At 36.8% G+C, this 14,437-nt stretch carries 18 protein-coding genes; 15 read left to right on the top strand and 3 right to left on the bottom strand.

Features of this window, described 5'->3' with window-relative positions:
* Positions 1–47: 47 nt before the first annotated feature.
* The 5 genes from ACK3CR_RS21375 to ACK3CR_RS21355 all read left to right on the top strand — a co-directional run bounded on the left by ACK3CR_RS21375 (position 48) and on the right by ACK3CR_RS21355 (position 5,464).
* A complete protein-coding gene (locus ACK3CR_RS21375) occupies positions 48–1,988 on the top strand; it encodes a BglG family transcription antiterminator (protein WP_243517888.1) in 1,941 nt (646 codons plus the stop codon).
* 63 nt (positions 1,989–2,051) lie between these two features.
* On the top strand, positions 2,052–2,393 hold the full coding sequence (locus tag ACK3CR_RS21370) for a PTS sugar transporter subunit IIB (RefSeq protein WP_488976219.1): 342 nt from the start codon (positions 2,052–2,054) through the stop codon (positions 2,391–2,393).
* 20 nt (positions 2,394–2,413) lie between these two features.
* On the top strand, positions 2,414–3,763 hold the full coding sequence (celB, locus tag ACK3CR_RS21365) for a PTS cellobiose transporter subunit IIC (RefSeq protein ID WP_243517893.1): 1,350 nt from the start codon (positions 2,414–2,416) through the stop codon (positions 3,761–3,763).
* A gap of 34 nt (positions 3,764–3,797) precedes the next feature.
* A complete protein-coding gene (locus tag ACK3CR_RS21360) occupies positions 3,798–4,130 on the top strand; it encodes a PTS sugar transporter subunit IIA (protein WP_488976092.1) in 333 nt (110 codons plus the stop codon).
* Complete coding sequence (locus ACK3CR_RS21355; RefSeq protein ID WP_243517896.1) at positions 4,130–5,464, top strand: 6-phospho-beta-glucosidase; 1,335 nt, start codon at positions 4,130–4,132, stop codon at positions 5,462–5,464. Before ACK3CR_RS21360 ends, ACK3CR_RS21355 begins: the two co-directional genes overlap by 1 nt.
* Positions 5,465–5,504: 40 nt before the next feature.
* Here ACK3CR_RS21355 and ACK3CR_RS21350 read toward each other — a convergent pair whose 3' ends face one another.
* Positions 5,505–6,383 (bottom strand): DUF1002 domain-containing protein, encoded by an 879-nt coding sequence (locus ACK3CR_RS21350; RefSeq protein ID WP_019391627.1) that lies wholly within the window; start codon positions 6,381–6,383, stop codon positions 5,505–5,507.
* A 236-nt stretch (positions 6,384–6,619) separates the two neighbouring features.
* Between ACK3CR_RS21350 and ACK3CR_RS21345 the strand changes: the two genes are divergently transcribed.
* Positions 6,620–7,057 (top strand): peptidylprolyl isomerase, encoded by a 438-nt coding sequence (locus ACK3CR_RS21345; protein ID WP_019391628.1) that lies wholly within the window; start codon positions 6,620–6,622, stop codon positions 7,055–7,057.
* 300 nt (positions 7,058–7,357) lie between these two features.
* Positions 7,358–7,735 carry a GNAT family N-acetyltransferase gene (locus tag ACK3CR_RS21340; protein WP_019391629.1) on the top strand — a complete coding sequence of 126 codons (378 nt, stop codon included), beginning with the start codon at positions 7,358–7,360 and terminating at the stop codon, positions 7,733–7,735.
* Here ACK3CR_RS21340 and ACK3CR_RS21335 read toward each other — a convergent pair.
* Together ACK3CR_RS21335 and ACK3CR_RS21330 are read right to left on the bottom strand one after the other, a co-directional pair.
* Positions 7,732–8,262, bottom strand: coding sequence for a DUF309 domain-containing protein (locus ACK3CR_RS21335; RefSeq protein ID WP_243517898.1), 531 nt, complete (start codon positions 8,260–8,262; stop codon positions 7,732–7,734). The genes ACK3CR_RS21340 and ACK3CR_RS21335 overlap by 4 nt on opposite strands.
* A gap of 89 nt (positions 8,263–8,351) precedes the next feature.
* Positions 8,352–8,444 (bottom strand): YjcZ family sporulation protein, encoded by a 93-nt coding sequence (locus tag ACK3CR_RS21330; RefSeq protein ID WP_019391631.1) that lies wholly within the window; start codon positions 8,442–8,444, stop codon positions 8,352–8,354.
* Between the two features lie 170 nt (positions 8,445–8,614).
* On the opposite strand from ACK3CR_RS21330, the gene ACK3CR_RS21325 reads away from it, so the two are divergent.
* From ACK3CR_RS21325 to resA, 8 genes are all read left to right on the top strand, one after another.
* Positions 8,615–9,370 (top strand): segregation/condensation protein A, encoded by a 756-nt coding sequence (locus ACK3CR_RS21325; RefSeq protein ID WP_488976091.1) that lies wholly within the window; start codon positions 8,615–8,617, stop codon positions 9,368–9,370.
* Positions 9,354–9,932 carry an SMC-Scp complex subunit ScpB gene (scpB, locus tag ACK3CR_RS21320; RefSeq protein ID WP_488976090.1) on the top strand — a complete coding sequence of 193 codons (579 nt, stop codon included), beginning with the start codon at positions 9,354–9,356 and terminating at the stop codon, positions 9,930–9,932. The genes ACK3CR_RS21325 and scpB overlap by 17 nt, the downstream gene beginning before the upstream one ends.
* A gap of 161 nt (positions 9,933–10,093) precedes the next feature.
* Positions 10,094–10,564, top strand: a complete 471-nt coding sequence (locus ACK3CR_RS21315) for a DUF3907 family protein (RefSeq protein WP_019391634.1) — start codon at positions 10,094–10,096, stop codon at positions 10,562–10,564.
* 121 nt (positions 10,565–10,685) lie between these two features.
* The gene (locus tag ACK3CR_RS21310) at positions 10,686–11,822 is read left to right on the top strand and encodes a D-alanyl-D-alanine carboxypeptidase family protein (protein ID WP_410914335.1); all 1,137 of its coding nucleotides are present in this window, start codon (positions 10,686–10,688) and stop codon (positions 11,820–11,822) included.
* A gap of 1 nt (position 11,823) precedes the next feature.
* A complete protein-coding gene (locus ACK3CR_RS21305) occupies positions 11,824–12,420 on the top strand; it encodes a nucleoside recognition domain-containing protein (protein WP_019391636.1) in 597 nt (198 codons plus the stop codon).
* A complete protein-coding gene (locus ACK3CR_RS21300) occupies positions 12,420–12,953 on the top strand; it encodes a spore maturation protein (protein ID WP_019391637.1) in 534 nt (177 codons plus the stop codon). The genes ACK3CR_RS21305 and ACK3CR_RS21300 overlap by 1 nt, the downstream gene beginning before the upstream one ends.
* A 123-nt stretch (positions 12,954–13,076) precedes the next feature.
* A complete protein-coding gene (locus ACK3CR_RS21295) occupies positions 13,077–13,811 on the top strand; it encodes a pseudouridine synthase (protein ID WP_243517903.1) in 735 nt (244 codons plus the stop codon).
* A gap of 90 nt (positions 13,812–13,901) precedes the next feature.
* On the top strand, positions 13,902–14,429 hold the full coding sequence (gene resA, locus ACK3CR_RS21290) for a thiol-disulfide oxidoreductase ResA (RefSeq protein ID WP_243517906.1): 528 nt from the start codon (positions 13,902–13,904) through the stop codon (positions 14,427–14,429).
* The last annotated feature ends 8 nt before the right edge of the window (positions 14,430–14,437 follow it).

Genomic DNA, 14,437 nt, shown 5'->3' with positions numbered 1-14,437 from the left:
GAATCATTATCTCTAAAATAATATAAACGGGATTAGGGGGAAGAGAAATGAATGATAGAAAAAGACGGATTTTACGCTATATGCTTGCAAGCTCTTCTTTTATTACAAGTGATGAATTAGCCAAAAAAGTTGGGGTTACTTCGCGGACAATTCGCAATGATATTAAATTATTGAACGAAAATCTTCATCAATATGAGATTGACATTCAATCGATTCGTGGAAAAGGATATGCCCTTAGTGTTAAAAATCAGGGAAAATTTCAAGAATTAATGAGAAAAGTCTCAGCTGAAGATATGATTGTAACAACGGAAAGACCTGAATCAAAAGAAGAAAGAATTGTGTATATTATAAAACGCTTGCTTCTTACTCATCAGTACATAAAACTAGAAGATTTAGCTCACGAACTTTATGTTAGTCGCTCGACTGTGCAAGGGGATTTAAAGGAAGTAAAGAAGCGTCTTGAGTTTTATAACCTTGTCTTTCTTCAAAAACCCAATTACGGATTAAAAGTAGAAGGAGAGGAAGTGAAAATTAGGTTTTGTATGTCTGAATATATTTTTAACCGGCGCTCTCTATCAAAAGAGGTAAACGAGCATCTTGGAGCAATCTTTGCAGAACAGGAAATTTCAGTTGTGCGACGCATTATGATTGAGGAAATAAATAAACAGCAAATTATTCTGTCCGATTTGTCACTAAATAATCTTGTTGTTCACTTGTTAATCTCTTACAAACGAATTCAGGCTGGAAACTATGCTTCTTTCTATATTGAGGAGTTTTCTTCAATTAAGGAAAGTAAGGAATATGAAGTGGCAACATGCATTGTCAAAGAGCTTGAACAACACTTTGGACTTCCTTTTCCGCAGCATGAAGTTCTGTATGTGGCTCTTCACCTTTTAGGAACAAAGTTAATTTCTCATTCTAAAAAGCAAGGAGTTAGTGTAAAAGAGTTAGTAAATCAAGAAATGTATCAGCTTGCTCGGGAATTATTACAAGCGATAGATGAAGAATTGAAACTTGATCTGCAGCATGATGAAGAACTACTTCTTGGCCTATGTCTTCACTTAAAACCGTTTTTAAATCGGCACAAATATGGAATGAATTTAAGAAATCCTCTTCTTGCAGAAATTAAAGCAAATTATCCACTTGCATTTGAAGGAGGAGTTGTAGCTGGTTCAGTGTTGAAATCAAAATATAAGATTGATAGTACGGAAGAAGAAATAGGCTATTTAGCTCTTCATATTGGGGGAGCGTTGGAAAGAAAAAGTATGAAAATTAGGCGGAAAAGGTGTGTGATTGTATGTGCATCTGGCTTGGGAAGTGCTAAATTGCTAGAATATAAGCTTCGTAAAGAATTTGGTCATGAATTAGAGATTGTGGGAACAACAGAATATTATCGGCTCTCTGAAATGTCATTGCATTCTTTAGATTTTGTAATCAGTACAATTCCGATTGAAACGGCTTCTATTCCGGTTGTGCAAGTGAAATCTATTTTAGGTGTAGAAGATTTAAACAAAATTGAAAAGACGATAAGGAAAAACAAACACCAAATCGCTCAATTTATAAAGGAAGACCTTATCTTTTTTAATCGTACGTTTGAGAATAGGAAGGATGTTATCCATTTTTTAGCTTGTGAATTAGAAAAGAAAGAAATTGTTCCTTCTTCTTTTGTTAACTCGGTAATGGAGCGCGAAGAAATTTCCGCTACAAGTTTTGGAAATCTTGTTGCAATTCCTCATCCAATCCAGCCGTATACAGATTCCACCTTTTGGACGATTGTTTTACTAGACAAGCCAATTAAATGGGGAGAGGAATTTGCACAGTTTATTTGCCTTTTGAATGTTGAAAAAGAGAGCAATCAAGATTTAAAGGAAATGTATGAGTTTCTCATTGAGATTGTAAACAATCCACATCTTGTACAAAAACTTTTGAAGTGTAAAACATATAAAGAGTTTATGAACGTTCTCTTTTTGTGTTCTTCACACTCATAAAATTTCCGTTAGCTACGGAAATTTTATAAGTGGATATGAAAGCGTTTTCATATTAATCTTAAGATAAGAAAATTAAAAGAATCCAAGGGGGAAACAAAAATGAATATTTTACTATGTTGTGCAGCAGGAATGTCTACAAGTTTACTTGTTACAAAAATGGAGAACCACGCAAAAAATGAAGGAAAAGAATATAAAATCTGGGCTGTAAGTGCTGATGCAGTTAAAAACCATATTGATGAAGCAGATGTTCTTCTATTAGGCCCACAAGTTCGCTATCTTTTGCCGCAAATGAAGAAGCTTGGAGAAGAAAGAAGTATCCCAGTGGCAGCTATCAATCCCGTTCACTATGGTACTTGCAATGGAGCAGAGGTATTGAAAACAGCTACAAGTTTAGTTAATAGCTAATCTTAGAAGGGGTGAAAGAGATGAGTAAGTTCAATCGGTTCTTAGAAGATAAGGTAATGGTTGTTGCAGGTAAAGTAGCTGGACAAAGACATTTGCAAGCAATGCGTGACGGTTTAATTTTAACAATGCCACTTCTAATTATTGGATCACTGTTTCTTATTTTAGCGAACTTCCCTGTTGAAGGGTATTTAAACTTTATGGGGAAGACGTTTGGGGAAAGCTGGGCAACAAAGCTTGGCTATCCTGTAAGTGCTACTTTTGATATTATGGCGCTTATTGCCTCTTTCGGAATTGCTTACAGACTTGCAGAAAAATATGGTGTTGATGCGTTGAGTGCAGGTGCAATTTCTGTAGCTGCTTTTCTGCTTGCAACACCATACAGTTTCTTATACACTCCACCTGGAAGCGAGACTGGGATTGAAGTTACAGGCGGTATTCCAGTAGCTCTTTTAGGAAGTAAAGGTCTCTTCGTAGCCATGATCTTAGCTCTTGTCTCTACCGAAATATATCGCTTTATTATTCAGCGGAACATTGTGATTAAAATGCCTGACGGAGTTCCGCCAGCGGTAAGTAAATCATTTGTCGCTCTTATACCTGGTTTTATCATCATTACACTTGTTTGGATTGTTCGGCTTGCCATTGAGAATACATCCTTTGAAAGCGTTCACAATATTGTGAATCAACTTTTACAAGAACCTCTTGGCGCCCTTGGTGGTGGACTAGTTGGAACAGTGATTGCAGTACTGCTTCAACAGCTTTTATGGGTTTGTGGCCTTCACGGTGCAACAATTGTTGGAGGGGTAATGGATCCTATTTGGTACTCATTTATGGATGAAAACCGCCTTGCTTTTCAAAACGGAACAGAGCTTCCAAATATCGTAACAAAACAGTTTATCGAAGTGTGGATTAATATCGGTGGCTCTGGAGCAACATTTACCCTTGTTGTGGCGATGATTTTATTCGCAAGAAGTCAGCAAATGAAGCAGCTTGGGAGACTTTCAACAGGACCAGGAATTTTCAACATTAATGAGCCAGTTATCTTTGGAATGCCAGTTGTTCTAAATCCGTTAATGATGGTGCCATTTATTTTAACACCGGTTGTTCTTGTCGTCATCACGTACGTTTCTATGCAAACAGGTCTTGTCGCAAAACCCGCAGGAATTGCTGTGCCATGGACAACACCGCCTATTTTAAGCGGTTATCTCGCAACTGGAGGGAAAATCTCGGGTGCTGTTATTCAAGTAGTGAACATGGCTGTAGCTTTCTTAATCTATTTCCCATTCTTTAAAATGTGGGATGTTCAGAAGTATAAAGAAGAGCGTCAGTTAGAGGATTTAACAAGCACAGATTCTAATGTGAATGTAAACTAAATAGGCTAGGAAATGCCTAGAAAGGACTAAAGAGATGACAAAAGAAGAGCTATACGATATCTCATTTCATCTTATTATGCATAGTGGAAATGCCAAAAGCTTAGCAATGCAGGCAATCGGAGATGCAAAAGTTGGAAACTTTGTAGAAGCAGATCAGAAATTAAAAGATGCTGAAGAAGAGTTTAGGAAAGCTCATCACTTTCAAACAAGCTTAATCTCAAATGAAGCAGGAGGAAAAAATTATGACATTCCTATTCTCCTTATTCATGCTCAAGATCATTTAATGACGTCATTAACTGTAAAAGATCTAGCAAAGGAAATGATTGAGCTATACGAACGTACTTCAACTAAAGGAGTGGAGAGATAATGGAAGGAAAAAAAGGTCTTAAAATTGTAACAATAGGTGGAGGATCAAGCTATACACCGGAACTTATTGAAGGCTTTATTAAAAGATATGATGAACTTCCAATTCGTGAATTATGGCTCGTTGATATTAATCAAGGAAAAGAAAAATTAGAGATTGTGGGAAATCTCGCTAAACGAATGGTGAAAAAAGCAGGAGTACCAATTGATATTCACCTTACATTAAATAGGAGAGAAGCTTTAAAAGATGCGGACTTTGTTACAACTCAATTTCGCGTTGGTCTCCTTGATGCTCGTAAAAAAGATGAAGAAATACCGTTAAAATATAATGTGATTGGTCAAGAAACAAATGGACCTGGGGGGCTTTTAAAAGGTCTTCGCACAATTCCGGTTATTTTAGAGATTTGTCGTGACATTGAAGAGCTTTGTCCAAATGCATGGCTTATCAATTTCACAAATCCTGCTGGTATGGTAACAGAAGCAATTTTAAGGCATAGCTCAATTACAAAAGTTGTGGGTCTTTGTAATGTTCCAATTGGGATGAAAATGAAAATTGCTGAAATGCTTGGAGTAGAACAAAGTCGAGTGCATGTTCAGTTTGCAGGTCTAAATCACATGGTATTTGGCTTAGATGTATTTCTAGACGGAGTTAGCATTAAAGAGAAAGTATTGAAAGAAATGGGGAATCCAGAGAATGCGATGACAATGAAAAACATTGCTGGTGTTGCATGGGATTCAGACTTCCTTCAAGCATTGAATGCTATCCCATGCGGTTACCATCGTTATTATTATAAAACAGATGAGATGCTTGCAGAAGAAATACGAGCTTCTCAAGAGGAAGGAACTCGAGCAGAAGTTGTTAAGGAGCTCGAAAAAGACTTATTTGAACTTTATAAAGATGAAAATTTAAGTATTAAGCCACCACAGCTTGAAAAAAGAGGAGGCGCTTATTACAGCGATGCAGCATGCAGCCTTATTCACTCCATTTACACGGATAAAGGGGATATTCAGCCTGTTAATACAAGGAACAATGGAGCGATCGCAAGCATACCATATGATTCAGCTGTTGAAGTAAACTGTGTTATTACAAAAGACGGCCCGAAGCCAATCGCAGTTGGCGATTTACCTGTTCATGTCCGCGGTCTTGTAAGCTCGATCAAATCCTTTGAAATTACAGCAGCAGAGGCAGCTGTTAGTGGAGATTACAAAAAAGCTCTTTTAGCAATGACAATCAATCCGCTTGTTCCATCAGATACAATTGCTAAAAAGATTTTAGATGAAATGTTGGAAGCTCACAGAGAGAATTTACCTCAGTTTTTTAATTCGGTAGAAGCATGAAAAAAAGCGTAAGAGGCTAAGCCTCTTACGCTTTTATAAATTAAAACAAACTTGCAAAGAATGAACGAATAGCGTTAATAATACTCATAAAAAACTCTTTTAGTTTCTGTAAGAAAGATTGACCTTCTTCAGAATTTAAAAAGTCGCTTACTTTTTCTTTTGTAACATTGAACTGATTTTCAATTTGGTTCCAGTTAATATCAATGTTTGTTAGTTTGTTGAAGAAGTTAACAAGAGAGTTAATTTCCCCTGTTGTTAAGTTGATATTAAGTTCATTTGCATTATTTTCAATGATTTGCTTAATCTCTTCTTTATTTTCCGGGGTATTCTTTGCAATTTCTTCTTTTACATTCGCCATTAGAGCAGCTGCTTTTTCTTTTCCAACAGAGTCGCCAAGCTGGCTTGTTTCCACCATTTCTTCGTTAGCAATCTTTTTAACATCCTCTGGAATTTCTTCACCAGATTGAACTTCATATGCTTTTAAGATACCTGTTAGAGCAGCCGTTCCTGAAACTTCAAATGGAGCAGTAATGTAGATCTTAGCATCTTTAACTCCTGCAGTAATTAAAGCATTTGTATACATTTCATCGGTTACCCAATTGATATTGTTTGTTGTAATGTTAAGACCAGAATCTTTCTCCCCAAGGGTAATACTTGCGGAAGAAATAGCTTTCGTACCAATTTGTGATTTTGGAATAAAATCCCCTAAATATTCATGTTCTTCAGCATTTGATACAGTTACTTCCTGTGCATCTTGAGGTACTTCCATTTCATTTAAGAGCTTTGTTTTTTGTTCTTGTGTTAGATTTTCTCCAAGGGTTACGATCACGTCCCCAACTGCAGCATCAGCAGAAGCAAGAGACGGTAGTATTGTCAAAGAGATCAATACTGCTAATAATAGTTTGAAACACTTTTTCAAGGTTCAAAACCTCCTTCGTAGACGAAAAGCCATGTTCATTATAGTATGTTTTCTTTCGCTCTGGCAATAGCAAAAAGAAGGGCTAAGATCTTACTAGATTATTAGACGATTGAAAAAGGAAAGAGTTTCAAAAAAATTATGTTCTTAAAAAATAAAAGAAGGGAAGGAAAAATTCGTGTCTCTCACATTTATGTGGTAAGATAGGATGGAAATTGTTTAATAAAGGAGCGATTACTATGGCGAAAAAAGGCTATATTTTAATGCAAAACGGTGAAAAAATTGAATTTGATCTTTATCCAAATGAAGCACCGATTACAGTTGAAAACTTTGAAAAACTAGCAAACGAAGGCTTTTATAATGGCTTAACATTCCATCGTGTTATTCCTGGTTTTGTTTCTCAAGGTGGATGTCCAATTGGAAATGGGACAGGTTCTGCAGATAAAACAATTCCTTGTGAAACAGACAACAACCCGCACAAGCATGTTGTAGGTTCACTTTCTATGGCACATGCTGGCCGTGATACAGGTTCTTGTCAGTTCTTCATCGTACATGCTCCACAACCTCACTTAGATGGCGTACATACGGTGTTTGGACAAGTAACAAGCGGCATTGAGACAGCATTAAATATGTCTAATGGCGACATTATGGAAAAAGTAGAAGTTTTTGATGCGTAAAAAGTGGAGGAACAGTTTTGTTCCTCTTTCTTTTCTATAAAAAATAAGGTTTTTGAGAAAGGGCTTACATAAAAGGGTGTTATTCGTAAAAATGTTCCGAATAAATGCGTAGGAAGTCATATAATACAGCGGGGCTTCAAAAAACGAAGATATTACTGAAATAACAAACATTGATATTTTAATCGTTATTTTGTATTATAAGGTGGATACACCGAAGTGAAGGTCGATTCAAAAAACTTGATTAAGGGTTTATAGCCATACTTTTCTTTTCTGAACCTTTATATTAAAGAGGAGAATTTTATGTTAAATCGATACAAGAAAGCAAATGAAAAAATTGCGATGGGTCTGCTTTCCTTTATGCCCAATGAAAAAGACTTAAAAAAGCTGCAACAAACAATTAAAGAGTATGAACAAAACGCAGATTGGCAGCTTTATCTTTGGAAAGAAGAAGATGACTTTGTTGGCATAATTGGCATTATTAAGCACTCGGACACTGTTGCTGAAGTTCAGCATATTAGCGTCAATCCATCTTACCGTAAACAGGGAATTGGGAAAAAGATGATGAAAAAAGTGCAGGAAATCTATAAAAATGCAGAAGTTCGTCCTAATGAACATATAGCCTCATTTTTTGAAAAATGTGAGGCACATAATAAAACAGGCAATGAAACGATTTCTTAACATTGCCTGTTTTTTCTTTTCTTATACAAATTCATCTCTCTCTGTAAAATAATTTCGGTACGATCACGCAATTTGTGTCGGTCGATAATAAATTTATTTGATAAATTTGATGGCTGCCACCATAGAAGCTGTTTATTAGCAGCTTCTTTTTTGCATGCTTGCTGGAGTTCGTTGTTTGCAATAGGGAAATAAAAGCTTTCGTATGCTTTTTCTGCTCTAATGCGTTCTTCTAGAGATTTTAAAGAAGCTAGAAGCTTTTCAGCATGAAGGCCAAGTTCCTCAAGCGTTGTTCGTCGACCTTTCATAATACGACGCGCGTTTTTAACCATACGATAAGCACCTTTAAAGTTGGTTCTTCGTTGATGGTAGAGACCAACGGCGATTTGGATAAACGCAACCCAAATTTCATCTCTATGTTGGGCTTCTTTTTCTTTCCAAAAGTCCTCTAAAATTTCGTGACATTCAAAATAATCACGATCACTGTGGAAATGAACTAAATAGTCTATGTATGCTTGTGGAAATTTCATGTTTTTAACCTCCTATAAAAAGTGTAGCATATGTTTTTCTTTCTTCAAAATAAAGAGGAGTTAGCAATTGCTAACTCCTTTTTTACCTATTAGCACCAAGCTGCACCTACGATAATAAGCAAAATAAATAAAACAACGATAAGCGCAAATCCGCTTCCGCAATTAAACCCTTTTTCACCCATGATGTTTTCCTCCTTTAATCTTTCTTACATAAGCATAGTATGTTCTTTCTTTCGTTTTGGTTGGGCAATATACCCAATTCCAAAAATTATTATTGGACAGAAGACTATAATCCTCTATACTAGTTACAGAATGCTCTTAAAGATGAAAGAAAAAGTGTTGGTGAAGTGTAGTGGAATATAGTGTAAAAATAGATGCTTTTGAAGGACCGCTTGATTTGCTGCTGCACCTTATTAATCGTTACGAAATCGACATATATGATATTCCTGTAGCTAAAATCACAGAGCAGTATATGTCTTACGTTCATACGATGCAAGAGCTTCAGCTTGATGTAGCAAGTGAATATTTAGTAATGGCTGCAACTCTTTTAGCAATTAAAAGCAAGATGCTGCTTCCGAAAGAAGAAGAGCTTGAAGAACTAGAAGAGGACTTTGATGAAGAAGATCCTAGGGATGAGCTTATGCAGCGTCTTCTTCAATATCGTCGCTTCAAAGAAGTTGCAAAAGATTTTGAAGAACGAGATATAGAGCGTGGATATGTTTTTACACGTCCTCCTCAAGACTTACAAAGCATGGAGATCGAAGCGCAAGAAAGCAGAGAGCTTTCCGTTTCAATGTACGATATATTAAGCGCAGTTCAGAAACTATTAAAACGAAAAAAAATTCAAAAGCCGTTAAAAACCCGAATTGCAAGACAAGAAATTCAAATTGAAGATCGGATGACTGACATTTTAAAAGATCTTCGAACAACGCGGAAGAAAACAAGCTTTTTTAAGCTTTTTCCTGTTCCTGAACGAGAACACATTGTTGTGACGTTTTTAGCAGTGTTAGAGCTTTTAAAACAAAACCAAATTATTGTAGAACAAAAAGGGAATTTCGATGAACTTTTTGTGTCTGCAAGCCAAGGAGGAGATGCTGGTGAAGAATGAGAAATGGTTTCCGATTATTGAAGCTCTCCTTTTTACAGTAGGTGATGAAAAGGCAACGCTCGAACAAATTTCAGCTGCACTTGAGCTTTCCTTACAAGAAACAAAGGAATGTATGGAGGAGTTTCAAACCTTCTATGATCAAAGTGAAAGAGGAATGAGCGTTTTAGAAATTGCGGGCGGCTATCAGCTTGCAACGAGAAAAGAATACTCGGAGTATATAAAACGTCTTATTTCTGTACCAACACATCAATCTCTTTCGCAAGCTGCTCTTGAAACACTTGCGATTATTGCTTATCGTCAGCCCATTACACGGCTTGAAGTTGAGGATATAAGAGGAGTAAAAACAGATAGAGCACTTCAAACGCTTGTTGCCAAAGCCCTTGTAAAAGAAGTAGGAAGAGCAGAAGGGGCAGGACGAGCTATTTTGTATGGAACAACAGACGATTTTTTAGCTCATTTTGGCTTTAAAACGCTTGAGGAACTACCTCCATTGCCAGAGGAGTTTTATGAAGAAGAAGTAGAAAAAGAAGCAGATTTATTTTTCGAAAAAATGAATGAGTAAATGGCCAAAAAAAAGACGTTTTTTGTATAAAAAGATGAATTTTTTCATATAATGGACAATCGCAGTGCCGCTTATAGAAAACGTGTATAAAATATGACAAGAGCAACAAAGCTTGGCCACTATATGAAATTTGTAGAGTAAAGATATTCGGAGGCGAAAAAATGCAAGAACATACCGTGCAAAAACAGGTTGAGTTTGCACAAACAAAGCTTTCCGTCATTGAACAGAAGCTTCAGCATTATTTAAATTACACAAACATTACGGTTCTTGAGAGAGAAGGAAAGGAAAAAGAGGAATATCCACTCCTTTTATCAGACTTGCGTCGACTTTCTGTACACTGCTTAGAAGCAAAAGAAGCTTGTACAATGTTTTTAACAACCAAAGCCGTACCTTCCGCTCAAGCTCAGCAGCTATTAAAACGAATTTACCAGCGCTGTGTACTTGAGTTTTTCAATCCTAAAAATGACTTGTGGTATGAGAACAGTAGGGCATCATACACAGGAAGTGATGCAATTCACTTTCGATTTGAGGCACCAAACTCCGTTCACGTCCTGTTTCGGAACATTGAAGAGCCTTTCCTCTCTTTACAGGAAGAACTTCAAATGTATGAAAAAAACTATTTTGCTAATTAAATAAAGAAGAAAAACGTCAGCACACGTGCTGACGTTTTTCTTCTTTATTTTTAATCATATCAGCAAACGGACAGGCATAAACTTGTACAAACAAATGATGTGCTAAAGGGACGTGGAGACGATGAAGGGTTATAAAAAAATTCTTTGCTATATGATAGTCACTATATTTCTTGCTGGTACCTTTCCATTAAAGAGTCAAGCTCAAGGAGAAGTTAGTGCACGGAGCGCTATATTAATAGATCAGCGCTCAGGAAGAATTCTGTATGAAAAAGACATTCATGAAAAGCGTCGTATTGCGAGCATCACTAAAATTATGACGGCCATTCTGGCGGTGGAATCTGGAGAAATGAACAAAAAAGTAAAAGTAAGCCGAGATGCCATTCAAACAGAAGGCTCTGCTATTTATCTAGAGGAAAACGAAAAAATCTTACTTGAAGATTTAGTCTACGGTCTTATGCTTAGATCTGGTAACGACGCGGCAGAAGCTATTGCAGAGCATGTTGGAGGAAGTAAAGAAGGCTTTGTTTACTTAATGAACCAAAAAGCAGCTGAGATTGGCATGGAAAATACAGAGTTTGCAAATCCACACGGTCTTGATGATCATGAAAATCACTATTCAACAGCGTATGATATGGCCATTTTAATGAAGTATGCGATGAACAGCAAAAAGTTCCGAGAAATCTCTGGAACAAAAACATATCGAACTAAAAGCGGAGCACATGTACGCGTATTTAAAAACAAAAATAAGCTTCTTACAAGTCTTTATCCACATACAACAGGCGGAAAGACAGGATATACAAAAAGAGCGAAAAGAACGCTTGTCTCATCAGCACAGAAAGATGGTTTAGACCTCATTGCTGTAACGATTAATGCACCGAGTGACTGGGATGATCATATCTACATGTATAATATGGGGTTCGATAACTATAAAGCAACAAAAGTTGTACAAGAAGGCGAGATTGAAGGTGTGAAAAATAAGTTTTATGAAGACAAACTTTATGTGAAAAGAGATTTTATTTATCCTCTTACAGAAAAAGAGCAGGAAAAAGTAAAAACGAAGCTTACCCTTTTAAAACCAAGAAAAAAGGAATGGAAAGATGAAAGAAATGTTCCACAGATTGTTGGAAAGATTTCTATTTCTCTAGATGGCAAAGCTCTTGGTGAGATGCCCATTTATTATGATCATGGAGGAAAAGAAACAGGATCGTTTTTTGAGAAAGCAAAAGAACTGTTCTTTATAGGTCAAGGAGTACGGTAGCATGGTTAATATTATTTGGGTTTTGCTCACGGTTATTGGCTTAGTATTTGCGGTGGTGAATGGAAAAGTAGAAGAAGTAAATAAGGCTATTTTTCAAGGAGCACAAGAGGCTGTAACAATTAGTTTAGGTCTTATTAGTGTTCTTGTGTTTTGGCTTGGGTTAATGAAAATTGCTGAGGGAGCAGGTTTGCTTGTAAAACTTGCTCGCTTAGCTCGTCCTTTCATTTCAAGGCTTTTTCCAGAGCTTCCAAAAGATCATCCAGCAATTGGCTATATTTTGTCAAATATGATGGCTAATATGTTTGGTCTTGGCAATGCTGCAACACCTCTTGGAATTAAAGCAATGGAAGAGATGAAGCGAGCGAACAATGGAAAAAATGAAGCAAGCAGTTCAATGATCACGTTTCTAGCTCTTAATACATCGAGTATAACGCTTGTACCGACAACAGTCATTGCTCTTCGCATTACGTATGAATCAGAAAGTCCTGCTGAAATTATCGGAGCAACGCTTCTAGCAACTTGTGTTTCCATGCTTGGTGCTATTTTACTTGATCGTTTCTTTTATCTTCGTCGCTTGAAAAAAGGTGGGAAAAAGTAATGGAAATCGTAAATTTCATTTCGATTTTGCTCATTCCGCTTATTATTGGTTTTATTCTGATCTATGCTACTTTTAAAAAAATACCAACGTACGAGCTGTTTGTTGAAGGCGGAAAAGAAGGAATCAGCTTAGCCTTCTCTATTATTCCTTATTTAGTTGGGATGCTTGTAGCTATTTCTATTTTTAGAGCTTCAGGAGCGATGGAATGGCTTCTTTCTTTTTTAAAACCAATGCTTCTTGCGATTGGTGTTCCTCCTGAAATTGTGCCGCTTGCACTTATTCGTCCGATCTCAGGAAATGCCGCTCTTGGAATGACGTCTGACTTACTTGCAACGTATGGACCAGATTCTTTTATTGGGCGGCTTGCTTCCGTTATGCAAGGAAGTACAGATACGACATTTTATGTGTTAACCGTTTATTTCGGTGCGGTGGGAATTAAAAAAATGGGGGACGCTGTCAAAGTTGGTCTGCTTGCAGATTTAGTCGGAATTATTGCTGCAATTGTTATTGTAACGCTTATATTTGGGGCATGATGAAAAAGCTTCTTTGTAAAAGAAGCTTTTTTACTGTATATGGATGATAAGAATGAGCTTTTAAAGGAAAACTACTTGTACAACATATATGAAACAAGTAAGATGTACAAGAGGTGAATAACGATGGAACGATTACAAAAAGTGATTGCACACGCAGGAATTGCGTCAAGAAGAAAAGCAGAACAGCTTATTTTAGAAGGAAAAGTGAGAGTCAATGGCAAAGTAATTAAAGAGCTTGGAACAAAAGTAAAGCCACAGGACCGTGTTGAAGTTGAGGGAGTACAAATTGAACAGGAGAAACCTGTTTATTTCTTATTATATAAACCAACAGGGGTTATTTCGAGTGTAACAGATGATAAAGATCGTAAAACTGTACGAGATTATTTTCCGTATGTAGAAGAACGCATTTATCCAATTGGGCGTCTTGATTACGATACGTCAGGTCTTTTACTTATGACAAACGACGGAGCTTTTGCTAATCATCTTATGCATCCAAAATATGAAATTGAAAAAACATATATTGCAAAAGTGAAAGGCATTCCACAAAAGCATGAAGTTCGCTTGCTAGAAAAAGGAATACGTCTTGAAGATGGTGTAACAGCACCAGCAAAAGTACGTGTTCTTTCCGTTGATAAGCGAAAACAAACATCGATTGTAGAGCTTGTTATTCATGAAGGAAGAAATCGTCAAGTTCGTCGCATGCTTGAAACAGTTGGATATCCAGTCGTAAAGTTAAAGCGTGAACGCTATGCGTTTTTAGATTTAGTTGGTTTAAATGCAGGAGAGGCAAGAGAACTTACTCCACATGAAGTAAAAAAATTAAATTCGCTTGCGGATACAGGAAAAGAGCGAGTGTGAAGCAACTGCTTCATGCTCCTTTCACCATACTTTAGTATGGTGAAAGGAGCATATGTAAGCGGATAACTTATCGATGTAAAGGGGGATTTTATGAAAAAGAAAAAAAGACGTCTCCTCGTTCGAACGATTATTTTGTCCATATTGTTTAGCGCTGTTGGCTATACAATGTACGCTCAGTTTTTTGCTGAAAAAGAGAAAGTTGTGGTTGGGGAAAAAGCGCCTGACTTTGTCCTAGAAGATTTAAGCGGAGAAAAGCATAAGCTTTCAGATTATGAAGGAAAAGGCGTTTTCTTAAATTTTTGGGGAACGTGGTGTAAGCCTTGTGCAAAAGAAATGCCAGTGATGCAAAATCAGTATGAACAGTTTAAAGACAAAGGAGTCGAAATTCTAGCTGTAAATGCAGATGAGACTGAGCTTGCTGTTAATCGATTTTCGAAAAGTTATGGGCTTACATTCCCTGTGATGATTGATGATGGGGGAGAAGTGCAGACCGCATATGATATAGGCCCTTTGCCAACAACTATTTTAATAGATTCCAAAGGGGAGATTGTTGATATTTTTGAAGGTGGACTTGATGAACAAAAAATTAAGGAATATATGGATAACATAAAGCCATAGGAGGTTTG

Source organism: Priestia sp. TRM10 (assembly GCF_057808375.1).
Note: the sequence above shows the minus strand (reverse complement) of the source record. Positions and strands in the feature narration are given on the sequence as shown.